The 18,969-nt window shown below is 69.8% G+C and carries 14 protein-coding genes and 1 pseudogene; 10 read left to right on the forward strand and 5 right to left on the reverse strand.

Features of this window, described 5'->3' with window-relative positions; translation table 11 throughout:
- Positions 1 to 15: 15 nt before the first annotated feature.
- Positions 16 to 2,982 carry an Rne/Rng family ribonuclease gene (locus WD026_RS00070; protein ID WP_425721507.1) on the reverse strand — a complete coding sequence of 989 codons (2,967 nt, stop codon included), beginning with the start codon at positions 2,980 to 2,982 and terminating at the stop codon, positions 16 to 18.
- Between the two features lie 604 nt (positions 2,983 to 3,586).
- Here WD026_RS00070 and WD026_RS00075 point away from each other — a divergent pair.
- Both WD026_RS00075 and WD026_RS00080 read left to right on the forward strand, forming a co-directional pair.
- Positions 3,587 to 4,564 carry an RluA family pseudouridine synthase gene (locus WD026_RS00075; RefSeq protein WP_425721509.1) on the forward strand — a complete coding sequence of 326 codons (978 nt, stop codon included), beginning with the start codon at positions 3,587 to 3,589 and terminating at the stop codon, positions 4,562 to 4,564.
- A 106-nt stretch (positions 4,565 to 4,670) separates the two neighbouring features.
- Positions 4,671 to 4,979 (forward strand): H-NS family nucleoid-associated regulatory protein, encoded by a 309-nt coding sequence (locus WD026_RS00080; RefSeq protein WP_086119831.1) that lies wholly within the window; start codon positions 4,671 to 4,673, stop codon positions 4,977 to 4,979.
- Positions 4,980 to 5,589: 610 nt separating this feature from the next.
- On the opposite strand, the pseudogene WD026_RS00085 reads toward WD026_RS00080, so the two are convergent.
- The 3 genes and pseudogenes from WD026_RS00085 to WD026_RS00095 form a co-directional block, all read right to left on the reverse strand.
- A pseudogene (locus tag WD026_RS00085) lies at positions 5,590 to 6,753 on the reverse strand (AMP-binding protein); the annotation flags it as partial.
- A 136-nt stretch (positions 6,754 to 6,889) separates the two neighbouring features.
- Entirely contained in the window at positions 6,890 to 7,729 is an 840-nt protein-coding gene (locus WD026_RS00090) for a 2-keto-4-pentenoate hydratase (protein WP_425721512.1), read from the reverse strand.
- 16 nt (positions 7,730 to 7,745) lie between these two features.
- A complete protein-coding gene (locus tag WD026_RS00095) occupies positions 7,746 to 8,690 on the reverse strand; it encodes a LysR family transcriptional regulator (protein WP_425721514.1) in 945 nt (314 codons plus the stop codon).
- Between the two features lie 119 nt (positions 8,691 to 8,809).
- Here WD026_RS00095 and WD026_RS00100 point away from each other — a divergent pair, with 119 nt between their 5' ends.
- Genes WD026_RS00100 through WD026_RS00125 form a run of 6 tightly spaced genes read left to right on the forward strand, consistent with a single transcriptional unit; the run spans position 8,810 to position 16,080 of the window.
- On the forward strand, positions 8,810 to 10,957 hold the full coding sequence (locus WD026_RS00100) for a thiamine pyrophosphate-dependent enzyme (protein WP_425721516.1): 2,148 nt from the start codon (positions 8,810 to 8,812) through the stop codon (positions 10,955 to 10,957).
- A 3-nt stretch (positions 10,958 to 10,960) separates the two neighbouring features.
- Positions 10,961 to 12,490: a DUF6537 domain-containing protein gene (locus WD026_RS00105; RefSeq protein ID WP_425721518.1), complete on the forward strand. Its 1,530-nt coding sequence runs from the start codon at positions 10,961 to 10,963 to the stop codon at positions 12,488 to 12,490.
- 46 nt (positions 12,491 to 12,536) lie between these two features.
- The gene (locus tag WD026_RS00110) at positions 12,537 to 13,577 is read left to right on the forward strand and encodes a TRAP transporter substrate-binding protein (RefSeq protein ID WP_425721520.1); all 1,041 of its coding nucleotides are present in this window, start codon (positions 12,537 to 12,539) and stop codon (positions 13,575 to 13,577) included.
- The gene (locus WD026_RS00115; RefSeq protein WP_425721522.1) at positions 13,577 to 14,083 is read left to right on the forward strand and encodes a TRAP transporter small permease; all 507 of its coding nucleotides are present in this window, start codon (positions 13,577 to 13,579) and stop codon (positions 14,081 to 14,083) included. Before WD026_RS00110 ends, WD026_RS00115 begins: the two co-directional genes overlap by 1 nt.
- The gene (locus WD026_RS00120) at positions 14,073 to 15,374 is read left to right on the forward strand and encodes a TRAP transporter large permease (protein ID WP_425721524.1); all 1,302 of its coding nucleotides are present in this window, start codon (positions 14,073 to 14,075) and stop codon (positions 15,372 to 15,374) included. The genes WD026_RS00115 and WD026_RS00120 overlap by 11 nt, the downstream gene beginning before the upstream one ends.
- 10 nt (positions 15,375 to 15,384) lie before the next feature.
- Positions 15,385 to 16,080: an alpha/beta hydrolase gene (locus WD026_RS00125; protein ID WP_425721526.1), complete on the forward strand. Its 696-nt coding sequence runs from the start codon at positions 15,385 to 15,387 to the stop codon at positions 16,078 to 16,080.
- Here WD026_RS00125 and WD026_RS00130 read toward each other — a convergent pair whose 3' ends face one another.
- Positions 16,081 to 17,031 (reverse strand): EamA family transporter, encoded by a 951-nt coding sequence (locus tag WD026_RS00130; protein WP_425721528.1) that lies wholly within the window; start codon positions 17,029 to 17,031, stop codon positions 16,081 to 16,083. It lies immediately after the preceding gene.
- A 70-nt stretch (positions 17,032 to 17,101) separates the two neighbouring features.
- Here WD026_RS00130 and WD026_RS00135 point away from each other — a divergent pair, with 70 nt between their 5' ends.
- Entirely contained in the window at positions 17,102 to 17,587 is a 486-nt protein-coding gene (locus tag WD026_RS00135; protein WP_425721530.1) for an Lrp/AsnC family transcriptional regulator, read from the forward strand.
- A gap of 30 nt (positions 17,588 to 17,617) precedes the next feature.
- A complete protein-coding gene (locus tag WD026_RS00140) occupies positions 17,618 to 18,943 on the forward strand; it encodes a glycerate kinase type-2 family protein (protein WP_425721532.1) in 1,326 nt (441 codons plus the stop codon).
- Positions 18,944 to 18,969: the final 26 nt, after the last annotated feature.

The raw sequence follows: 18,969 nt of genomic DNA on the forward strand, positions 1-18,969 counted from the left end.
TGGCATTCGAATCCCTCAGCGGGCTTCGAAGGGCAGCGTCATCTCGCGCAGGTCCTTGCGGGTCTCGACCAGGATCAGCGGACCCTCGTCGATCACCACCGGCGGCTTGGGCTCACGCGGCACATGCACCGGACGCGGCTCGGCGGCGATCGCTGCCTGCACCTGGGCCACCTTGGCGGCGTCCGAATTGACCCACTCCAGACCACTGGCGCGGGCCACGGCGTCGAGGTCGTTCAGGGGCAGTTCGAAGGGCTGCACCTTGGGCATGCCCTTGGGGGCGGCCGGTGCCGGGGCCACGGGTGCGGCCACGGCGGCTGCGTTGGCTGCAGTCGATTCGCTGGCGCGGCGCGGTGCCCGCTCGCTGCGTTCGGCGCGCTCACGGCGCTCCGGTGCAGCCGGTGCTTCAGCAGGGGCGGCTTCCTCGGCCGTCACCGGGGCTGCGGGGGCAGCGGCCGGCTGGGTGAAGTAGCTGCGCACCGGGGCCTCGCTGGCCACCGCTTCGGCTGCATCGCCGGTGTTGCCCGCGTCGCTCGACGGGGCCGAGGCATCGCCGTCTTCGCGCTGGCCGCCCTGGCGGCGGTCACGGCCGTAACGGTCACGACCCCGGCGCTCACGCGGTGCACGGGCCTCACCGGCCTCGGACGTCTCCACCTGGCCGTCCTGCGGTGCGCTGCCGTCGGCAACGACCTGGGATGCATCGGTGGTGGCGGTGTCGGCATCCTGCCGGCGGCGCTCGCCACCCCGGCCACCGCGCCCACGGCGCTGCGGTTCCTGGCCTTCGGCGGCGGGGGCGTTGTCGACCGCCACCGCGTTGTTCACGCCGGTCTGGGCTTCGATGCCTTCGGTGGCCGGAGCGTCACGGCGGCCGTCGCGACGACCGTCACGGCGGCCTTCACCGCCACGCTCACTGCGCTCACCCCGTTCACCCCGCTCGCCCCGCTCGCCACCACGGCGACCATCGTTGTTACGGCCTTCGCCACGCTCACCACGGTTGTTCTCGCGGCCTTCCAACGGGCGGGCGTCGCGACCCTCGCCCTGCGCGGCGCGCTGACCGTTGTTCTGGCGCTGGCCATCGCGTTGCCCACGGTCGCCACGTTCACCGCGCTCGCCGTTGCGTTCGCCACCACGGCCGCCTCGGCCACGGCCGTCACGGCGGCCATCGCGGCCCTCGGCCTTGTCGGCTGCGGGGGCGGCCGGTGCCGGGGCCACCGGGGCCGGAGCGGCTGCCGGGCTGCCGCCGAACAGCGACTTGAGCCAGCCGAAGAAGCCGGGGCTGGCGGCCACCGGGGCGGCCGCAGGCGCGGCCGGGGCCGGCGCGACCACCGGTGCAGCAGCCACCGGCGCGGCAGCGGCCGGCTTGGGTGCGGCCACCGGGGCCGGCCCGTCGGGCAGCACGCCCTTGATGACCGGCTCCTGCTTGTTGGTGCGTTCCTGGCTGCGGCGGGTCACGGCGGCCACGTCCTCGACCTCGTCGGCCAGCTTGTAGCTGGCGTCCAGGTTGTCCAGGCGCGGGTCGTCGTGCTTGATGCGCTCGAGCTTGTAGTGCGGGGTGTCCAGGGACTTGTTGGGCACCAGCAGCACGCTGATGCGCTGCTTGAGTTCGATCTTGGTGATCTCGGTGCGCTTCTCGTTGAGCAGGAAGCTGGCCACCTCGACCGGCACCTGCACCAGCACGGCGGCGGTGCTGTCCTTGAGCGACTCTTCCTGGATGATGCGCAGGATCTGCAGCGCCGACGATTCGGTGTCGCGGATGTGGCCGGAGCCACCGCAGCGCGGGCAGGGGATGGAGGCGCCTTCGCTGAGCATGGGCTTCAGACGCTGGCGGCTCATCTCGAGCAGGCCGAACTTGCTGATGGAGCCGAACTGCACCCGGGCGCGGTCCTGGCGCAGGGCATCGCGCAGGCGGTTCTCGACCTCGCGGCGGTTCTTGCTCTCCTCCATGTCGATGAAGTCGATCACGATCAGGCCGCCCAGGTCGCGCAGGCGGGCCTGGCGGGCCACTTCGTCGGCGGCTTCCAGGTTGGTGCGGGTGGCGGTTTCCTCGATGTCGCCGCCCTTGATGGCGCGGGCCGAGTTGACGTCCACCGCCACCAGGGCTTCGGTCTGGTCGATCACGATGGCGCCGCCGCTGGGCAGCTGCACGGTGCGGCTGTAGGCGGTCTCGATCTGGTGCTCGATCTGGAAGCGCGAGAACAGCGGGGCATCGTCGCGGTAGCGCTTCACGCGATGGCCGTGTTCCGGCATCACGTGGCTCATGAACTGGTGCGCCTGCTCGAAGATGTCATCGGTGTCGATCAGGATCTCGCCGATGTCGCTGTTGAAGTAGTCGCGGATGGCGCGGATCACCAGGCTGGATTCCTGGTAGATCAGGAAGGCGCCCTTGGCGCCCTTGGCCGCGCCGTCGATGGCGTTCCACAGCTTGAGCAGGTAGTTCAGGTCCCACTGCAGCTCGGCCGCGTCACGGCCGATGCCGGCGGTGCGGGCGATGATGCTCATGCCGTTGGGGTACTCGAGCTGGTCGAGTGCGGCCTTGAGTTCCTGGCGGTCCTCGCCCTCGATGCGACGGCTCACGCCGCCACCGCGCGGATTGTTGGGCATCAGCACCACGTAGCGGCCGGCCAGGCTCACGAAGGTGGTCAGGGCCGCGCCCTTGTTGCCGCGCTCTTCCTTTTCCACCTGCACCAGCAGTTCCTGGCCTTCGCGGATCACGTCCTGGATGCGGGCCTGCGAGGGCGATGCATTGCCCTGGAAGTACTGGCGGGAAATTTCCTTGAACGGCAGGAAGCCGTGGCGGTCTTCGCCGTAATCCACGAAGCAGGCCTCCAGCGAGGGCTCCACGCGGGTGACCACCGCCTTGTAGATGTTGCCCTTGCGCTGTTCGCGCCCTTCGATCTCGATTTCGTAGTCGAGGAGCTTCTGTCCGTCGACGATGGCCAGGCGGCGTTCTTCGGCCTGCGTGGCATTGATGAGCATGCGCTTCATGTTGGCGTTTCCTTCGTAACAACACACCAGGGCGCGCAGGAAAAAGCCTGCGACGCCGCTTTGCCGTGAAGCTGCGGAAGGTCGCGCGAACAGGGGGAGGAATTGCCGGAGAGCCGTTGACCCGAGGGATCGGGGGATGTCATCCGGGCGGACGCACAGGGCGCCGCGTCGAACCGCCGGGTCAGGGCGTAGGCGCGTGGATGTCGGGGCGCAGGGGAGGACGGTGGGGTCTCATGGACAGGTTTCCGGCCAGCGCTGCGGTTGTCGTTTCATCCTCGTCCAGCCGCATGGGAACCATGGGCAGGCTGGGCGATTGGGGTATTCCGTATCGGGTTCGAGTGTCTTCAGCAGTTTCGCCCGCAGCGGCCACCGCTCAGACGTGGGGCGCGATCATCAACGGGATGAGCGGGCCGCCGCCTTGCACGGGTGATGCGGGATGGCATCCTGCCCGCCGGTGCCCGGCCACCGGCATCGGCAGCGGGGGACCGGTGCATGCTCCGGGTGGTTGCTCTGCCTTAAACTCAAGGCGAATCAATCACTTACAGCACACTGCGGGCGCTCTGCATTATAGACATGCCACTGCCGCCGTGGTGGCTCATTTGCCTTGGCCGAATCCGCCCCGCCCACCGCCGCCCGCCTCATCACCGTGGATGAGGAATCCAGCGGCCAGCGCCTCGACAATTTCCTGATGCGCGAGCTCAAGGGCGTGCCCAAGACGCACATCTACCGGATCATCCGGTCGGGCGAGGTGCGCCGCAACAAGGGCCGCGTGTCGGCCGATGACCGCGTCCAGGCCGGCGACATCCTTCGAATTCCGCCATTGCGCCTTTCCGCCCAGCCCGAGATCAAGGCCGCGGCCGCCGTGCCGGCCCGCGAATTCCGGGTGGTGCACGAGGACGATGCCTTCATCGCCATCGACAAACCCGCCGGCGTGGCGGTGCACGGCGGCAGTGGCGTGAGTTTCGGCGTCATCGAGCAATTGCGCCGCAGCCGCCCCGACGCCCGATTGCTGGAATTGGTGCACCGGCTCGATCGCGAAACCAGCGGATTGCTGCTGATTGCCAAGAAGAAGAGTGCGCTCAAGCAATTGCAGGACCAGTTCCGTGCGCGTGAAACCGGCAAGACCTATCTGGCACTGGTGCGCGGCGATTGGCCGGCGCGGCTGAACCGGCTGGATGCACCGTTGCACAAATTCCTGTTGCCCGATGGAGAACGCCGGGTGCGGGTCACCACGCCGGAAGATCCTGATGGTCAGCATGCGCTCACATTGGTGCGCGTGGCGCGGCGCATTCCCGTCCTGCCCGGATGCCCGCAGGGCGCCACCTTGCTGGAGGTCACCATCAAGACCGGACGCACCCACCAGATCCGGGTGCATCTGGCCTCGGCCGGCCATCCCATTCTGGGTGATGACAAATACGGCGATTTCGATCTCAACCGGGAATTGGGCCGCCACGGCTGCCGTCGGATGTTCCTGCATGCCTGGCGTTTGCGATTGAACCACCCGGTGGGTGGTCAATCGATGGAATTGCAGGCTGAATTGCCGGAAGAACTCGTTTCCTGGCTGCCGGCGCCGCCGATGTGATTACAATGCGCGACAGCCGGTCCGGATCGATCCCTGGTGGTCCTGAATTCGGTCCCGGTTTTCTTCTGTCTGTCCGCTGTGGCGGTCCTTGAAAGGAATGCTTCCCATGCCCACCTATTCCGAACTGATGGCGCAAGCCCAATCCCTGATGGCCCAGGCCGAGCAGGCCCGCAAGGCCGAGATTGCCGGCGTGATTGCCGACATCAAGGGCAAGATGAAGCAATACGGCATTACCGTGGCCGATCTCGGCGGTGCAGCGCCTTCGGCCAAGAAACCCGGCAAATCCAAATCGGCTGCCCCGGCCAAATACAAGGGCCCGAACGGCGAATTGTGGGCCGGTGGTCCGGGCCGCAAGCCGGAATGGGTGCGTGCCGTGCTGGCCGCGGGCAAGAGCATCGAGGACTACCGCATCTGAGCTGCTGCCCCGGCCCGCCAGCCGGGCCCGAGCCACAAAAAAGCCCGCCATCGGCGGGCTTTTTGCTGGGCGGACGGATCGCTCAGTCCTTGAACCAGATCACCGGCTTGCCGCTGGCTTCCCAGTTTTCGTAGTGGCGGCCGTACACGTCCTCGATGCGGTTGCGCTTGACCTTGAAGGTGGGCGTGATCATGTCGTTGTCCACCGTCCAGGGCTGGGTCACCACGATGAGGGCCTGCATCTGCTCGTGCGGGTCCAGCGCGGCGTTCACCGCCTTGCGGTGGGCGGCCAGCGAGGTTTCCAGCTCGGCGCGGGCACCCGGATCGGCCACCGAGGCGGCGGCGTCGGGGTTGAGCATCACGATGCCCAGCGGCTGGCCCAGGTTGGCCCCGGTGACCACGCAGGCCTCCACCGCCGGGTGCATCATCAGCCGGTCCTCGATGGGCGAGGGCGCCACGTACTTGCCCTTGCCGGTCTTGAACAGGTCCTTCACGCGGCCGGTGATGCGCAGGCAACCCTTGGTGTCGATGCTGCCCTTGTCGCCGGTCTTGAGCCAGCCGTCTTCGGTGAAGACCTCGCGGGTCTTTTCCGGCTCCAGGTAGTAGCCCATCATCAGCGCGCGGCTGCGCATCTGGATCTCGCCGGTCTGCGGGTCGATGCGTTGCTCCACGCCGTCGTACACCGGGCCGACGGTGCCCTTCTGGTCCTGGCCCGCCACGGTGATGTGCGAGAGCGCCAGGTTCTCGGTCATGCCGTAGCCCTCGTTGATGCGGATGCCCAGGCGCTCGTACCAGTTGAGCAGCGACACCGGCATGGGTGCGGCGCCACCGGCGGCGAACTTGCACTGGTCCAGGCCGAGGGCCTTCTGGATCTTGCGGCGCACCAGGCCACCGATGATGGGCAGGCCCAGCAGCTTCTGCAGCTTGGCATCGGGCATCTTGTGGTGGATGCCCTGCTGGAACTTGACCCACAGGCGCGGCACCGAGAAGAACACCGTGGGCCGGGCCCGCTGCAGGTCGGCGGCAAAGGTGTCGAGCGATTCGGCAAAGAACACATGCATGCCGGTGCGCAGCCAGCCGTGCTCCACCAGCATGCGTTCCACCACGTGGGCCAGCGGCAGGTAGGACAGCATGCGGTCGCTGCCGGTGAGCGGGATGCGGCCCAGGCCCTTGTCGAGCGCCCAGGCGAAGTTGGCAAAGCTGTGCATCACGCCCTTGGGCATGCCGGTGGTGCCGGAGGTGTAGATCAGGGTGCAGAGCTCGTCACCGTCGCGCACCGGGTGGCCCTGCAGCGGGGCGGCCTTGCTGCAGAGGCTGTCCCAGCCGGGATAGCTGTCGATGGCGTCCTTCGGCGAGAGCGGGTAGCTGATGCAGGGCATGTCGGCCGGCACGCCGGGCTTCATGCCTTCCCAGCCATCGAGCTTGCCCACGAAACAGGCCTTGGCACCGCTGTGGCTGAGGATCTGGCGGATGGTGTCGGGTGCCAGCGTGGGGTAGAGCGGCACCGACACGTAGCCCGCCATCCAGATGGCCAGGTCGGACATCATCCACCAGGCACAGTTCTTGGACAGGATGGCCACGCGCGAACCCGGCTCCCAGCCCTGGGACTGCAGGTGGGCGGCCATGCGGCGGACCTGATCGGCCACCTGGCCCCAGGTGAAGTCCTGCACCACACCGTTCCCCATGGGCTGCGTCATGGACACGCGTTGCGGGGCGGTGGATTCCCAGTGGTAGAGGCGTTGAAGCGCCAGCAGGTCAGGGGCGACGGAACTCATGAAGCAGGTACTCCTGTGGGTGATGAAGGTCAGCCCTGCAATCTACCTACGAACGGTCGTTCTATTCAGTGGGTTTTCCCCGGGGAACTTCGCGATTGGAGAGGGCTCCCCAGAAAGCCCCGCCCGGTGCGGGGCTTCAGGCGGTGAAGCGGACCGTCAGCGGGGTCAGCGGCGCGTCGAAGTCCGCCTGCCAGGTCTGGCCCGGCTCCACCGGCCAGGCGTCGGTCCAGGTGCCGGTGGTGATGACGTCGCCCGCCCGCAGGGTCGGCGCGCCGGGCTGGTCGGCCAGGGCCTGCACCACATGGCGCAGGGCCGAAAGCGGGTCGTCGAGCACGGCGCTGCCGCAGCCCTCGTCGATGGTCCGGCCGTCGCGCTGCAGCCGCACCCGGCACGCGGCCAGCGCCGCCTGCAGCCCGGCGGCATCCGGGGCCACCGAACGCACGGGCACCGGCCGGCCCACCAGCAGCCGCGCGTGCAGGGCGCCGTCGGCCACGGTGTCGGCCGCCTCGAACACCCAGCCCGGCAGGTGCGACTGCACCACCTCAAAACCCGGGGCGACCCAGTCGATGGCATCGAACAGCGCATCGAGGCCGTCGGTGGCCGACACGTCGCGGCGCAGGCCGAACACCGCCTCGGGCTCGATGCGGGGCTGGCAGGTGCCGGCCAGTGACAGGACCCCGTGGCCGTCGGGCCCGCTGTGGCTCAGGCCGCTGTCGTAGACCGTGCCCCAGATGGGCGCGAAGACGTTGTAGCGGGCCCAGATGCCCCGGTTGGTGAAGCCGATCTTCAGGCCGCGGGGTTGCTCCCCGCGAGCCACGCGCAGGGCGCGGACCTGGAGGGCCAGGTCGTATGCGCCACGCAGGCCGCCCGGGATGTGTGGCGCCTGGGGCTCGGGCCAGGGCGTTCCGGCATCGTGGTGGCGCAGCAGTCCGGCCGCATCCAGGGCGGCCGGGGTGGGGGCATGGGTATACGACATGGCCGGGATCATAGGTTCAGACCGGTCGCGCAGCGCTGGTCCGGCCGCGCCCGAACAGCTCGTGCACCTGGGTCCGGATCCATTGCTGCGCCGGGTCGCGGGCGGTGCTGGCATGCCAGACCAGCCGCACCTCGTAGGAGGGCGCGGCGGCCCGGGGCAGGTTCCACACCCGCAGGTCGCGCCGCTGGCCGATCATGTCGGCGTACATCTGCGGCACGATGGTCAGCAGGTCGGTGCTCAGGGCGAGCTCCGGCAAGGCGCCGAAATGGCGGGCCCGCAGCACCACGCGGTCGGCCAGTTTCAGCCGTTGCAGCATGCGCTCCACGCTGCCATGAAAGGTGGCGGTGGGCGAGGCCACCACCAGCGAGGCCTGCGCCAGCTGCTGCGCGCTGAGCGTGCGGCCCACCCGGCCGGACGCCGGCTGCCAGCGCGCCGAGGTGAGCGCCACATAGTGCTCGCGGAACAGCAGGTCGGCATGCACGCCCCGGTGCTGCGGCTGCAGGATGCCGATGGCGAAATCGATCTCGCGCGATTCGAGTGCGGCCGGCACGTCGTCGGCCGCCACCGAGATGTTGGTCAGGCGGCCGTGGGGCGCATGGCGGCGCAGCGCGGCGGCCAGCGGGGGCAGGAACATCATCTCGCCCAGGTCGGACAGCGAAAGCCGCCAGCGGGTGTCGCTGAGGGCCGGATCGAAGTCTTCGCGCCCGGTCACGGTGGCTTCGAGCAGCTGCAGCTGGGTCTGCACCTCCGGCGCCACGCGCTCGCACAGCCGGGTGGGCTGCAGGCCGGCGGGCGAGCGCACGAAGAGATCGTCGCGGAAGTGTTCACGCAGGCGTGCCAGCGCGTTGCTGGTGGCGGGCTGCGACAGCGCCAGCGCCTTGCCGGCGGCGGTCACCGAGCCGGTGCGGTGGATGGCGCACAGCACGCGCAGCAGGTTGAGATCGAGCTGGCGGAAGTTCATGAACACTCCTCAGGGTTGACCCGAATTATCCATTCCATGAATGTGCACCATCCGATCAATCCATTTGCTTCATGTCGGTCGCCCCCCTAGATTGCGGGCCAGAACAAGGAGACAGGCGATTGGAACGCTCATTCCGACAGGAGATCGAGGCCCTCAAGCTGGGTGACGGCGAGACCTTCCACGGCGAAGGCATCCTGGCCGTGACCAAGGCACTGCTGCAGTCCGGCGTGACCTATGTGGGCGGCTACCAGGGTTCGCCCATCTCGCACCTGCTCGATGTCATGGTGCAGGCCCGTCCGTACCTGGACGAGCTGGGCGTGCATGTGGAGGCCTGCACCAACGAGAGCTCGGCCGCTGCCATGCTGGGCGCGTCCATCATGTACCCGGTGCGCGGCGCCGTGACCTGGAAGTCGGTGGTGGGCACCAACGTGGCATCCGACGCGCTGTCCAATCTGGCCTCGCCCGGCGTGATGGGCGGCGCGCTCATCGTGGTCGGCGAGGACTACGGCGAGGGCGCCAGCGTCATCCAGGAGCGCACCCACGCCTTCGCCATGAAGTCGGCGCTGTGGCTCATGGACCCGCGCCCGCACCTGCCCACCATCGTGCGCATGGTCGAGGAGGGGTTCCGGCTGTCCGAGGCATCGAACACGCCGGTGATGATGGAGCTGCGCATCCGCGCCTGCCATGTGCGTGGCAGCTTCGAGGCCCGCGACAACATCGCCCCGGCCATCTCGGGCCGGGCGCTGCAGCAGGAAGCGGCCTCGTTCAGCTACGACCGGCTGGCCCACCCGCCGGCCACCTTCCGCCACGAGAAGCTCAAGTACGAGGTGCGCATGCCGGCAGCGCAGCAGTACATCGAGGACGCCGGGCTCAACGAGTGGTTCGACGGCCGCCACCGCAGCGTCGGCCTGATCGTGCAGGGCGGCCTGTACAACGCCACCCTCCGTGCGCTGCAGCAGGCGGGCCTGGCCGACGCCCATGGCCACACCGACATTCCCCTGCTGGTGCTCAATGTGGTGTACCCGCTGGTGCCGGCCCAGATCGAGCGCTTCTGCGCCGACAAGACCGCCGTGCTGGTGGTGGAGGAGGGGCAGCCCGAGTTCATCGAGCAGGACATCGCCACCCGGCTGGGCCGGGCCGGCCTGAGCACCCGGCTGCACGGCAAGGACCTGCTGCCCATGGGCGGCGAGTACACCACCGAGGTGCTGCTGCAGGGCATCAGCGCCTTCGTGGACCGCCACTTGCCGCAGACCGACCTGGCCCCGGCCCGGCGCTATGCGCAGGAACTCGCCGAGGTGCGCCGCCAGGCCCGCGAGCTGCTGGCCGACCCGGTGCCGGCGCGTCCGCCCAACTTCTGCACCGGCTGCCCGGAGCGCCCGGTGTTTGCGGCCATCAAGCTGGTGGAGCGCGACGTCGGCCGGCTGCACATTTCCACCGACATCGGCTGCCATTCGTTTGCCACCTTCGAGCCGTTCTCGCTGGGCAACTCCATCCTCGGCTACGGCATGAGCATGGCCTCGAGCGCGGCGGTGAAGAACTTCTCGGCGCGCCGGCCGGTGGCCATCATGGGCGACGGCGGCTTCTGGCACAACGGCCTGCTCTCGGGCGTGAGCTCGGCCCTGCTCAACCAGGGCGACGGCGTGCTGGTCATCATGAAGAACGGCTACACCTCGGCCACCGGCACGCAGGAGACCATCTCCACCCCGGCGTCCGAAGCCAAGCGGGTGGCCGAAGGGTCGAGTGCCACCGCCGGCGAGATGACCATCGAGAACACGCTGCGCGGCATGGGCGTGAAGTGGATCCGCACGGTGCACAACTACCGGGTCTCGCGGGTGCGCGACGTGTTGCGCGAGGCGCTGGGCAGCCCGTTCAACGGGCTCAAGGTGGTCATCGCCGAAGGCGAGTGCCAGCTGGAACGCCAGCGCCGCCTCAAACCCATCCGTGCCGAGCGGCTGCGCCAGGGTCTGCGCACGGTGCGGGTGCGCTACGGCGTGGACGAAGACACCTGCACCGGCGACCACTCCTGCATCCGGCTCTCGGGTTGCCCCACGCTCACGGTGCGGCCCTCCACCGATCCGTTGCGGCGCGAGCCGGTGGCGCACGTCACCAACGGCTGCGTGGGCTGCGGCCTGTGCGGCGAGGTGGCCGATGCCGCCGTGCTGTGCCCCTCGTTCCACCGCATCGACGTCATCGCCCACCCGTCCTGGTGGGACCGCCTGACCGACCGCCTCAACCGTTTCTTCATCGGCCTGCTGCAGCCGGCCTGAGCCATGAGCCCCTCCGATTCCCTTCATGCCCCACGCCCCGACCTGCCCCTGGGCATCCTGATCGCTGCCCTGGGCGGCGAGGGTGGCGGGGTGCTGGCCGACTGGCTGGTGCGCTGCGCCCTCGATCAGGGCCTGCCGGTGCAGGCCACCTCGGTGCCCGGTGTGGCCCAGCGCACCGGCGCCACCAGCTACTACATCGAGCTGATGCGCCAGCCCGCTGCCGACGGCCGCGCGCCGGTGTTCAGCCTCACGCCGGTGCCCGGCTGCGTGGACGTGGTGGTGGCCAGCGAGCTGCTGGAGGCCGCGCGCATGGTCGAGCGGGGCTTCGTCACTGGCCGCACGACGCTGCTCTCGTCCACCCACCGGGTCTACACCACGGTGGAGAAGATGCACATGGCCGACGGCCGCCAGGACCCGCAGCGCCTGATGGCGGCCGCCACCGCGCTGGCCCGCCGCGCCGTGCTGTTCGACATGGAGGCCCTGACCGTGCGCAGCGGCACCGTGGTGTCGGCGGTGATGTTCGGTGCGCTGGCCGGTGCCGGCGTGCTGCCGTGGTCGCGCGAGGTCTGCGAGTCGGTCATCCGCCGCTCGGGCAAGGGCGTGGAGGCCAGCCTGGCCGGGTTTGCGGCGGCCTTCGACGCCGCCGGTGAAGGCCCCGCCGTTCCCGCAGCGGCCCCCGTGGCCATGACGCCGGCCCTCGAACAGCTGATCGAGCTGGGCGCTGCCCGCTGTGCCGATTACCAGGATGCGGCGTATGCCGAGCGGTTCCGCGAGGCCGCGCTGGCCCTGGCCGCATCGGCCGCGCCGGCCGGCCCGGCGGCCTCGGCCTCGCTGGACGAGGCGGTGCGCCAGCTCGCGCTGTGGATGTGCTTCGAGGACGTGATCCGGGTGGCCGAGCTCAAGTCGCGCCGCAGCCGCTTCGACCGGGTGCGGCAGGAAGCCGCCGCCCGCGAGGGCGAGCTGGTGCGCATCACCGAGCATTTCAAGCCCGGCATCGACGAGCTGGCTGCCGTGCTGCCGGCGCCGCTGGGCCATCGCCTGCTGCAGACCGCGCAGCGCCGCGGCTGGATGGGTCGCCACCTGGGCCTGCACATCCGCTCCACCAGCCTGTGGGGCTTCCTGATGCTGCGCGGGCTGGCCGCGCTGCGCACCTGGCGGCCGCGCTCGCTGCGCTTTCATCAGGAGCACGAGGCCATGGCCGCCTGGCTGGCCGCGCTGCACCACTGGCTGCCGCGCTCGCCGGCCCTGGCCCTGCAGCTGGCGGGCATGCCGCAGGTGCTCAAGGGTTACGGCGAGACGCAGGCGCGTGGCCGCCAGAACTACGCCCGGCTGTGGGCCACCCATGTGGGGACCGCCCTGTCCGGACAGACCGATCCCGAGGCCGCCGCCCTGGCCCTGCAGCAGGCGCTGCGGGCCACGCTGGCCGATCCTGAGGGCCGCCTGAACGCGGCCTTCCAGCCATCACCCGCAGCCCGTCCGGTATTCTGGGCGGCCAAGGCGCCGTCCGAGCGCTCCGCTGCCAGCCCGCCCTGATGGCCACCGCGCCACAGGACCACCACCACCAACGAGGAGACACACCATGACCCACCGCCACACCCCCCGCCTGCGCCCGCTGCGCCTGGTGGCCGCCGCCGCACTCGGCCTGGCCGCCCTGGGCGCCCAGGCCCAGGACAAGCCGGTCGAACTGAAGTTCGCCCACTGGCTGCCGGCCACGCACCCGCTGTCCCGGCTGGGCTTCGAGCCGTGGGCCAAATCGGTGGAAGCGGCGTCCAAGGGCACCATCAAGGTGGCGCTGTTCCCGGCGCAGCAGCTGGGCAAGGCCGCCGACCACTACGACATGGCGCGTGACGGCATTGCCGACATGACCTGGGTCAACCCCGGTTACCAGGCTGGCCGCTTCCCGCTGGTGGCCGCCGGTGAACTGCCCTTCCTGATTGCCCGGCCGGGTCCCGGCTCGGCCGGTCTGGACCAGTGGTACCGCAAGCACGCCGCCAACGAGATGAAGGACGTGCGCCTGTGCATGGTGCATGTGCACGTGGGCACCTTCCACGCCAAGAAGCCCATCACCGAGCCGGGCCAGCTCAAGGGCATGAAGATCCGTTCGGCCAACGGCACCGTGGCCCAGACCATGAGCCTGCTGGGTGCGACCAACGTGCAGGTCTCGGCGCCCGAGGCGCGCGACGCGCTGCAGAAGGGCCTGGCCGACGCCATCACCTTCCCCTGGAACTCCATCATCTCCTTCGGCATCGACAAGGCCGTCACCCACCACAGCGACATGCGCCTGTACACCTCCAACTTCGTGTGGGTGCTCAACAAGGGCTGGTACGACAAGCTGGCCGCCGGCCAGAAGAAGGTGATCGACGACCACTGCAACAACGACTGGGCCGGCAAGGTGGGTGCGGCCTGGGGCGACGAGGAAGACGCCGGCCAGGCCAAGCTGGCCGCCATGCCCGGCCACACCATCGTGCCGGTCTCGGCCGCGCAGCTCGATGTCTGGAAGAAGGCGGTCGAGCCCATCTACACCAACTGGGTCCGTGCCGCCGATGCGGCCGGCGTGCCCGGCAAGGCCGCGCTGGACGACCTGCGCAAGGAGCTCTCCGACCGCAAGGCCCTGAACTGATGAAGCGGCTGCTCTCCGCCACCGAGACGGTGGCCGCCGTCTTCCTGCTGCTCATTGCGGTGCTGACCGCCGGCAACGTGCTGCTGCGCTACACGCTGAGCATGCAGATCCCGGACTGGTTCGACGGCTCGCAGATGCTGCAGGGCATCGCCATCTTCTGGGGCATCGCGCTGGCCACCTGGTACGGCAGCCACATCGCCGTGGACATCGTGTGGGAACACCTGGGGCCGCGCGGGCGGCGCCGGGTGGACCTGGTGGCCACGTTGATCACCGTGGCCTTCCTGGCCCCGCTGGCCTGGATGGTGTGGGTCAAGGTGGCCGGCACCGGCAGCCAGGGCACCATGGACCTGCGGCTGCCGCTGCAGTGGTTCTACAGCGTGGCGGCGGTGGGCGCCACGGTGGCGGTGCTGCTGGGCGCGGTGCGCCTGGTGCAGGTGTGGCAGGGCCGCGCGGCGAGCCCCGAGCCGCTGGACGATGGTCTGGGCGGAGGTCAGCATGGAGCGTGATCTGGTGGCCCTGCTGGGCTTCGTCGGCATGTTCGCCATGATGGCCCTGCGGGTGCCCATCGGCGTGGCCATGGGCATTGCGGGCGTGGGCGGCTTTGCGCTGCTCTCGGGCATCAAGCCGGCCCTGAACCTGCTGGCCAATGTGCCGCTGTCGGTGCTGACCGACTACAACCTCAGCGTCATCCCCATGTTCATCCTGATGGGGGCGTTTGCCTCGCAGTCGGGCATGAGCAACGAGCTGTTCGCGGCCGGGCGGGCCTGGCTGGGCCACCGCCGGGGCGGGCTGGCGCTGGCGTCGATCGCGGCCTGTGGCGGCTTCTCGGCCATCAACGGTTCGTCGGTGGCCACGGCTGCGACCATGACCCAGGTGGCCCTGCCCGAGATGCGCCGGGCCGGCTACAGCCCGGGCTTTTCGGCCGGGCTGATCGCCGCCGGCGGCACCCTGGGCATCATGATCCCGCCCTCGGTGATCATGGTGCTCTACGGCATCATGACCGAGACCGACATCACCAAGCTTTTCGCCGCCGGCATCGTGCCCGGGCTGATGGCGGTGGCCTTCTACTGTGGGGTGGTGGCCGTGGTGGCCCGCCTGCGGCCCGAGGCCCTGCCGCGCGGCGCGGTGCACGGCTGGGGTGAGCGCTGGCGGTCCCTACAGCCATTGTGGGCGGTGGTGCTGCTGTTCGTGTTCGTGCTGGGCGGCATCTACGGCGGCATCTTCACGGTGCAGGAAGCAGCCGGCGTGGGCGCAGTGGGCACGCTGCTCATCGGCATGCTGCGCGGGCGGCTGGGCTGGCAGCGCATCCGGGCCTCGCTGGTGGACGCGCTGCGGGTGTCGTCGGCCATCATGATGATCGTGATGGGGGCCTACCTGTTCGGCTACTTCCTCACCATCACGCAGTTCACCCAGCACGCGGTGGACTGGCTGGTGCACCTGCCGGTGGGCGCCTACGGCGTGCTGGCGCTGGTCATGGTGGGCTACCTGGTGCTGGGTGCGGTGATGGACGAGCTGGCCATGATCCTGCTGACCGTGCCCATCGTCTTCCCGGCCATGATGCAGCTCGGTTTCGACCCGGTGTGGTTCGGCGTGATCGTGGTGATGGCGGTGACCTTCGGCATGATCTGCCCGCCGGTGGGCATGAACGTGTTCGTCATCAACTCGATCGCGCGCGACGTGCCGCTGGGCTCCATCTACCGGGGCACCATGCCCTTCATTGCGGTGGACGTGGTGCGGCTGGTCATCCTGTGCGCCTTCCCCGGCCTGTCGCTCTGGCTGCCCGGCTTCGTGCAGTAACCTCGACGGGATGAATCCCATCCCGCTCAACATCCTCGAAGGCCAGACCGGCCCCGAAGGCGCGCCGGTGGCCGCCAGCATCATCGTGCTGCACGGGCTGGGCGCCGACGGCAACGACTTCGTGCCCATCGCCCGCGAGCTGGACCTGTCGGCCGTGGGCGCCGTGCGTTATGTCTTCCCCAGTGCGCCCGTGCGACCGGTGAGCCTGAACAACGGCTACCCCATGCCGGCCTGGTACGACATCTTCCCGCCGCCGGCCGATGCCGCACAGCCGCGCCGAGAGGACGAGCCCGGCCTGCGCGAGGCCGCCGGCTGGGTGCAGCAGCTCATCGACCGCGAGATCGGGCGCGGTGTGCCCTCGCGCCGCATCGTGCTGATGGGCTTTTCGCAAGGCTGCGCCATGACGCTCATGACCGGCCTGCGTTCGCCGCAGCGGCTGGCCGGGCTGGCCGGCCTGTCGGGTTACCTGCCGCTGGCGGACCGCCTGGCCGCCGAGGCGAGCGCCGCCAACCGCGACGTGCCGGTGTTCCTGGCCCACGGCACCGAGGACGATGTGGTGGTGCCCGCACGCGGCGAGGCCACGCGCGATGCGCTCTCGGCGCTGGGCTATGCGGTGCAGTGGCACACCTACCCCATGGAGCACAGCGTGTGCCCCGAGGAGGTGGCCGACCTCAACCGCTGGCTGTTGACGGTGCTGTCGGCCTGATCACGGCGACACGGTCCGCCCGGGCCGCAGGCGCTGCAGCCAGGCCACCAGGTCGCGGCCGTACAGGATGAGTGCCAGGGCGAGTCCGATCAAGGGCAGGGCGACAAAGACCCAGCCGGTCAGGCTCTCGCCACCCAGGCCCACGCCCACCGCCAGGGCCACCACCGGGTTCACGAAGGAGTAGCTGCCGGCCAGCGCCGCGCTGGTGTTCTTGAGCAGCCACAGGTAGGCGTTGAGCGTGACCAGGGTGCCGGCCACCAGCAGGTACAGCCAGGCCAGGGCCGAGGTGGTGCTGACCTGCGACAGGCTGAACTGGCGCGTGGCCGGCTCCAGCACCAGCGCCGCCACCGTGCCCATCAAGCCGCCCAGCAGCCACTGCGCGCCCGAGGCCATGGCCGGTGCCGGCAGCTTCAGGCGGCGCGAGGCATACGAGCCGATGCTCCAGGCCAGCGGGGCACCGAAGGCACACAGGGTGCCGAGCAGGGTGGTGGAGAAGTCGCCTTCCAGGGCCAGCAGCAGGGCGCCGCCGGCTCCCAGCACAAGGCCCACCCAGCTGGTCAGCGGCACCTTCTCGCCGCCCCAGCGGGTCCACAGCGCCAGCCACATGGGCATGGTGGTGACCACCGTGGCCATCAGGCCCGAGCCGATGCCCAGCCGCTGCGCCAGCATCACCAGCCCCATGGCGGCAAACACCATCAGCCCGCCGATCAGGGCGCTGGCCTGCCACTCCTGCCGGGTCGGCCAGGGCAGGCCCTGCCAGCGGGCGATGGCCAGCATCACCAGCCCGGCCACCAGGAAGCGGGTGCCGTTCATGAGCAGCGGCGGCAGCGTCTGCATGCCCAGGTCCAGCGCGAAGTAGGTGGTGCCCCAGACGATGTAGACCGTCAGCAGGGCGGCCATGAGCCGCCAGGACTGGCCGGATTCGGGGTTTGCATTGAAAATGGACGGCATGACGGTCGAATGACTGAAAATTGTTCGGTTCAGGGTCGATGGGCCGAATTTTCAACGGAATCACATCCATATGCAAGCAAATTTTCAGCTCGACGAGATCGACGCCGGAATTCTGACGGCGCTCAGCCAGGACAGCCGACGTTCTTACGGCGATGTGGCTTCCGAGGTGGGGTTGTCCACCGCCGCCGTGCACGAGCGGGTCAAGAAGATGGTGGAGCGCGGCGTCATCGAGCGTTTTTCGCTGCGGGTCGACCCGGACCAGGTCGGCCTGCGCTTCACCGCCTTCGTGGCCATCCGCAACGACGGCGGCGTGCACTGCCGCGACGTGGCCCCCCGCCTGCGCGACATGCCCGAGGTGCTGGAGCTGCACAGCGTGGCCGGCGAGTACGACTTCCTGGCCAAGATCCGCACCACCCATGCGCGCGCGCTGGAAGATGTGCTCTACCAGATCAAGGCCATCCCCGGCGTGGCCCGCACCACCAGCACCGTGGTGCTCAACACCGAGTTCGAGGAGCGGCCGCTGCGCCTGCCGGCCGGCCCCGAGTCGGCCGCCTGACCGACGGTTCGGGGACGGCACAATCGTCATATGACTTCCGCCCCCACCCCCTTCCGCGATATCGCCCCCGCCGACCTGCTGCGCCGCCTGTTCGATGCCGCCGTGCAGCGGGCCCTGCCCCTGCACACCCTGGGTGCGCACCTGCCGCCACCGCCGCGCGGGCGCACCGTGGTGATTGGTGCCGGCAAGGCCGGTGGCGCCATGGCCCAGGCGGTGGAGGCCTTGTGGCCGGCGGATGCGCCGCTCTCCGGCCTGGTCGTCACCCGCTACCACCACACACCGCCGCGTCCGGCCGGACTGCCGCAGCGCATCGAGGTGTTGGAGGCCTCGCACCCGGTGCCGGACGAGGCCGGCATGGCGGCGGCTGCGCGCATCCTGGCCGCCGTGCAGGGCCTGACCGAAGACGACCTGGTGCTGTGCCTGATCTCCGGTGGTGGCTCGGCCCTGCTGACCCTGCCGTGCGAAGGCCTGACCCTGCAGGACAAGCAGCGCATCAACCGCGAGCTGCTGGAATGCGGCGCCCACATCGGCGAGATGAACACGGTGCGCAAGCACCTCTCGCGCATCAAGGGCGGTCGCCTGGCCACGCTGTGTGCCCCGGCCCGCATGATCACCCTGACCATCAGCGACGTGCCGGGCGACGACCCCAGCGTGATCGCCAGCGGCCCCACCGTGCCCGACGCCACCACTTGCGCCGGCGCGCTGGCCATCCTGGATCGCTACGGCATCGCGCTGCCGCCGGCGGTGCGGGCGCAGCTGGAAGCCGGTGCACTGGAGTCGCCCAAGCCGGACGATCCGCGCTTTGCCGGCCAGGAGGTGCGCATGATCGCCACCCCGCAGCAGAGCCTGGAAGCCGCGGCCGAACTCGCCCGCTCCATGGGCCTGCAGGCCCATGTGCTGAGCGACGAGGTGGAAGGCGAATCGCGCGAGGTCGGCAAGGTGCATGCGGCCCTGGCCCGCTCGGTGGCCATGGGCCGCAGCGCGTTCCAGGCGCCCTGCGTGCTGCTCACCGGCGGCGAGACCACCGTCACCGTGCGGCCGCTGCCGCCGGGCCAGACCCGCGGCAAGGGCGGCCGGGCCGGCGAGTTCTGCCTGGGCCTGGTGCAGTCGCTGGCCGGGCATCCGCGCATCTGGGCGCTGGCGGCCGACACCGACGGCATCGACGGCATGGAGGAGAACGCCGGTGCGCGGGTCGATCCCACCACGCTGGAGCGCGCCGCGGCCCGGGGCCTGAAGGTGACCGACCACCTGGCCCGCAACGATGCCCACGGCTTCTTCCAGGCCCTGGACGATCTGGTGGTGACCGGCCCCACCCACACCAACGTCAACGATTTCCGGGCCATCCTGATCGTCTGAGCACGCGCTTCCGTATACTGTACGAA

This window comes from Hydrogenophaga sp. R2 (genome assembly GCF_049843595.1).
Lineage (GTDB): Bacteria > Pseudomonadota > Gammaproteobacteria > Burkholderiales > Burkholderiaceae_C > Hydrogenophaga.

What these genes read in the sequence shown, in the direction of transcription:
- WD026_RS00070 (WP_425721507.1), bottom strand. Translation starts at nt 2,982, where the DNA reads ATGAAGCGCATGCTCATCAATGCCACGCAGGCCGAAGAACGCCGCCTG.
- WD026_RS00135 (WP_425721530.1), top strand. Translation starts at nt 17,102, where the DNA reads ATGCAAGCAAATTTTCAGCTCGACGAGATCGACGCCGGAATTCTGACG.
- WD026_RS00115 (WP_425721522.1), top strand. Translation starts at nt 13,577, where the DNA reads ATGAAGCGGCTGCTCTCCGCCACCGAGACGGTGGCCGCCGTCTTCCTG.
- WD026_RS00130 (WP_425721528.1), bottom strand. Translation starts at nt 17,031, where the DNA reads ATGCCGTCCATTTTCAATGCAAACCCCGAATCCGGCCAGTCCTGGCGG.
- WD026_RS00110 (WP_425721520.1), top strand. Translation starts at nt 12,537, where the DNA reads ATGACCCACCGCCACACCCCCCGCCTGCGCCCGCTGCGCCTGGTGGCC.
- WD026_RS00140 (WP_425721532.1), top strand. Translation starts at nt 17,618, where the DNA reads ATGACTTCCGCCCCCACCCCCTTCCGCGATATCGCCCCCGCCGACCTG.
- WD026_RS00125 (WP_425721526.1), top strand. Translation starts at nt 15,385, where the DNA reads ATGAATCCCATCCCGCTCAACATCCTCGAAGGCCAGACCGGCCCCGAA.
- WD026_RS00080 (WP_086119831.1), top strand. Translation starts at nt 4,671, where the DNA reads ATGCCCACCTATTCCGAACTGATGGCGCAAGCCCAATCCCTGATGGCC.
- WD026_RS00095 (WP_425721514.1), bottom strand. Translation starts at nt 8,690, where the DNA reads ATGAACTTCCGCCAGCTCGATCTCAACCTGCTGCGCGTGCTGTGCGCC.
- WD026_RS00090 (WP_425721512.1), bottom strand. Translation starts at nt 7,729, where the DNA reads ATGTCGTATACCCATGCCCCCACCCCGGCCGCCCTGGATGCGGCCGGA.
- WD026_RS00105 (WP_425721518.1), top strand. Translation starts at nt 10,961, where the DNA reads ATGAGCCCCTCCGATTCCCTTCATGCCCCACGCCCCGACCTGCCCCTG.
- WD026_RS00120 (WP_425721524.1), top strand. Translation starts at nt 14,073, where the DNA reads ATGGAGCGTGATCTGGTGGCCCTGCTGGGCTTCGTCGGCATGTTCGCC.